Genomic DNA, 4,343 nt, shown 5'->3' with positions numbered 1-4,343 from the left:
GAGCGGGGCACGTTCTGCAGCGCCAGTAGCACCTGGAACAGGGGCTGGCGGGCGAGCGATCGGGACGGGTTGAGGGCCTCGACCAGGTGCTCGAACGGCAGGTCCTGGTTGGCGTACGCGGCCAGCGCGGTCTCCCGCACCCGCCCGAGCAGTTCGGCGAAGGTCGGGTCGCCCGAGGTGTCGGTGCGCAGCACCAGGGTGTTGACGAAGAACCCGACGAGGTCGTCCAATGCCTGGTCGGTTCGGCCGGCGATCAGGCTGCCGACCGGGATGTCTTCTCCCGAGCCCAGTTTGTGCAGCAGTGTCGCCAGGGCGGCCTGCAGCACCATGTACACGCTGGCGCCGTGCTCCCGGCCCAGGCCGACCAGTCCGGCGTGCAGCTCCGCGTCCAGCTCGATCGCCAGGTGCCCGCCACGGTAGGAGGGGGTCGCGGGGCGGTGGCGGTCGGCTGGGAGCCGGATCTGCTCCGGCAGATCCGCCAGCGTCCGCGTCCAGTAGGCCGCCTGACGGGCGAACAGGCTGTCCTGGTCGGCCGCGTCGCCGAGCAGCTGATGCTGCCAGAGGGTGTAGTCGGCGTACTGCGCGGGCAGTGCCGCCCACTGCGGCTCCTCGCCCCGGCAGCGCGCCGCGTACGCGGTGGCCAGGTCGGCGGAGAGCGGGCCGAGCGACCAGCCGTCACCGGCGATGTGGTGGACCACCACCAGCAGCACGTGCTCGTCCGGCGCCGCCTCGAACAGCTCGGCGCGTACCGGTGGTTCGGTCGCGAGGTCGAATCCGCGCGCCGCGGCGGAGGCCAGCAGCTCCGGCAGGTCCGCCTCGCCCACCCGGGTGACGGGCAGCTGCGGCGGGGCCGTCCCGGCGTCCAGCACGTCCTGGTGGGGCACCCCGTCGACCTGGGGGTAGATCGTGCGCAGGCTCTCGTGCCGGGCGACGACGTCGCCCAGCGCCGCCTGCAGGGCGGCCCGGTCGAGCTCGCCCGACAGCCGCCACGCCAACGGCATGTTGTAGACCGAGCCGGCGCCCTCCAGCTGGTGCAGGAACCACAGCCGGCGCTGCGCGAACGACAGCGGCACGATGCCGGGCCGCTCCGCGCGGCGCAGCGCGAGCCGCGCCTGGCCTGCCCCGCCGAGCCCGGCGGCCAGCCCGGCCACTGTCGGCGTCTCGAACAGGGCGCGCAGCTCGAGCTCCACCCCGAGGGTCGCACGCGCCCGGGCGACCAGCCGAGTCGCCAGCAGGGAGTGCCCACCCAGCTCGAAGAAGTCGTCGTCGACCCCGACTTGGGCCACGCCCAGCACCTCGGCGAACAGCTCAGCGAGGACGTGCTCCTGCGGCGTGCGCGGGACCCGGCCGGCCCGGGCCGCGGTGTACACGGGCTCAGGTAGGGCGCGCCGGTCCAGCTTGCCGCTGGCCGTCAGCGGCAGGCTCTCCAGGGGCACGAACGCGGCCGGGAGCATGTAGTCCGGCAGCCGCTCGCGCAGGTGCGCCCGCAGTGCGTCCGGCTGGAGTTCCGCCCCGGCGACAGGCACCGGATAGGCGACCAGGCGCTGGTCCTCCGCCCGATCCTGCCGGACGGCCACGGCGGCCTGCGCGACCTGCGGATGTTCCGCCAATGCCGCCTCGATCTCGCCGAGTTCGATCCGGAAGCCCCGGACCTTGACCTGGTCGTCGGTCCGGCCGAGGAACTCCAGGTTCCCGTCCGCGCCCCACCGCACCAAGTCGCCGGTGCGGTACATCCGCGAACCGCTCTGACCGAACGGGTCCGCCACGAACCGTCCCGCGGTCAGACCCGGCCGGTTCAGGTAGCCTCGCGCCAGCCCCGCACCGGCGAGGTACAGCTCACCCGGCACACCTGCGGGCACCGGCTGCAACGTGCCGTCGAGCACATACAGCCGGACGCCCCCGAGTGGCCGGCCGATCACCGGGCGCGGACTCGACTCCAGCGGCGCGACGACCGCGTCCACCGTGCACTCGGACGGCCCGTAGTAGTTCAGGCAGGACACGCTCTCGGCCGCCCGCAGCCGCTCCCACAGCTGGTCCGGAACGGCCTCCCCACCCATCGAGACCACCGCCGGACGACACCTCGGGTCGTCCAAAAACCCTCGCGCAACGAGGACTTGCAGGTAGGACGGGGTGGCGTTGACATAGTCCAGCCCGGCACGCGCGGCGTACTCGACGAAGGCATCCGGGTCGGACCAGGTCGCCTCGTCCAGGACGTGCAGCTCGTGGCCCGCGTACAGGCAGGACATCTGGTCGCAGGAGGCGTCGAACGACACCGACGTGGTCAGCCCCACCCGCAGCCGCTCCTTCGTCCGCTGCGGGAACAGCAGCGGACGCTGGCTGGAGAACAGGTTGCGCAGGCCGCCGTGGGTCGTCACCACGCCCTTGGGCTTGCCGGTGGAACCGGAGGTGTAGATGACGTAGACCGGGTGGGCCGGCTCGACGGCCACCGCCGGGTCCACCGACGGGCAACCCGCCACCAGCGCGGCCGTCTCCGGATCGTCGACCACCAGCCACCCCGCCGAACCGGCCTCCGGCAGCCGCACCCGGGTGCGGGCGTCGGTCACCGCCAGGACCGGCCGGGCGTCCTCGAGCATGTGCCCGATCCGCGCGGCCGGGTACTCGGGATCAACCGGGACGTACGCCGCGCCGGTCTTCAGCACCGCGAGGATCGCCATCACCAGCTCGGTCGACCTCGGCAGGGCCACCGCCACCAGCCGCTCCGGCCCCGCACCCCGCGCGATCAGCGCATTCGCCAACCGGTTCGCCCGCGCGTCCAACTCCGCATACGTCAGCAACGCATCCGGCCCCACCACCGCGAGCGCGTCCGGAGTCGCACGCACCTGCGCCCGGAACAGCTCCGGCAGGCTCTCCCTCCAGGTCTCCACCACCGGACCGGCGCCCAACGCCAGCAACCCGCGTTCCTCGTCCGCGCCGAGCAGACCGAACCGGGCGAGCCTCCGCCTCGGGTCAGCGACCGCAGTACGCAGCAGCCGCACCCACCGCCCGATCATCGTCTCGACGGTGGCCGGGTCGTACAGGTCGCTGGCGTACTCGACGAAGGCCTCGATCCCCTCCGGGGAGCCGTCCTCCGCGTGCCGCTCGGACATCGTGAAGATCAGGTCGAGCTTGGCAGTGGTCGTCGTCAACGGCATGTCACCGACGCGCAGCCCGGGCGGGGTGAAGTCGGCCTGCGGGTTGTTCTGCAGCACCAGCATGACCTGGAACAGCGGGTGGTGCGCCAGTGACCGTACCGGGTTGAGGGTTTCGACCAGGTACTCGAACGGCAGGTCCTGGTTGGCGTAGGCGGCCAGCGAGGTGTCCCGGACCCGGGCGAGCAGTTCGGCGAAGGTCGGGTCGCCCGAGGTGTCGGTGCGGAACACCAGGGTGTTGACGAAGTACCCGACCAGATCGTCCAGCGCCTGGTCGGTACGGCCGGCGACCGGGCTGCCGACCGGGATGTCGTCGCCCGCGCCGAGCTTGCTCAGCAGCAGCGCGAGCCCGGCCTGGAGCACCATGAACAGACTCGTCCCGTGCGCGCGGGCGAGCTCGCGCAGACCGCGGTGCAACTCCGCGTCCAGCCCGGCCCGCACGATGCCGCCCTGGTGTGAGGCGACCGCCGGACGGGGCCGGTCGGTGGGCAGCTGGATCTGCTCCGGCAGACCGGCCAACTGCCGCATCCAGTAGTCCGCCTGTCGGGCGAACAGGCTGTCCCGGTCGGTGGCATCGCCGAGCAGCTCGTGCTGCCACAGGGTGTAGTCGGCGTACTGGACCGGCAGCGCCTCCCACTGCGGCTCCTCGCTCCGGCAGCGCGCCGCGTACGCGGCGGTCAGGTCCCGCACGAGCGGGCCCAGCGACCAGCCGTCACCGGCGATGTGGTGGAGCACCACCAGCAGCACGTGCTCGTCCGGCGCGAGCTCGAACAGGCCCACGTGCAGCGGCAGTTCGGTCGCGAGGTCGAACGGCCGGGCCTTCGCGGCGGCCAATGCCTCCGGCAGCCCGGCCTCGGTGACCGGGATCGTCTCCAGCCGCGGGCGGCCCGTCACGGCGTCCAGCACCCGCTGGTACGGCATGCCGTCCACCGCCGGAAAGACGGTGCGCAGGCTCTCGTGCCGCTCGACCACGTCCGCCAGGGCGGCCTCCAGGGCCCGCCGGTCCAGCTCTCCGGACAGTCGCCAGGCCAGGGAGATGTGGTAGTTCGCGCTGGCCCCCTCCAGCTGGTGCAGGAACCACAGCCGCCGCTGCGCGAACGACAGCGGGGTCCGCTCGGGCCGGGGCCGGGGCGCCAGGGCCAGCTGCGCCCGGCGGGCCCCCGCAAGCGCGGCGGCCACGCCGGCCGGGGTCGG

At 73.2% G+C, this 4,343-nt stretch carries 1 protein-coding gene; it reads right to left on the bottom strand.

The window, feature by feature from the left end; all coding sequences use genetic code 11:
• Positions 1–4,343, bottom strand: a 4,343-nt coding sequence (locus ACWDAK_RS40715; protein WP_427396300.1) for an amino acid adenylation domain-containing protein, incomplete at both ends; no start/stop codon positions are given.

The sequence above is a fragment of the Kitasatospora sp. NPDC001175 genome, from assembly GCF_053598215.1.
This window is presented reverse-complemented; position numbering and strand designations above follow the sequence as displayed.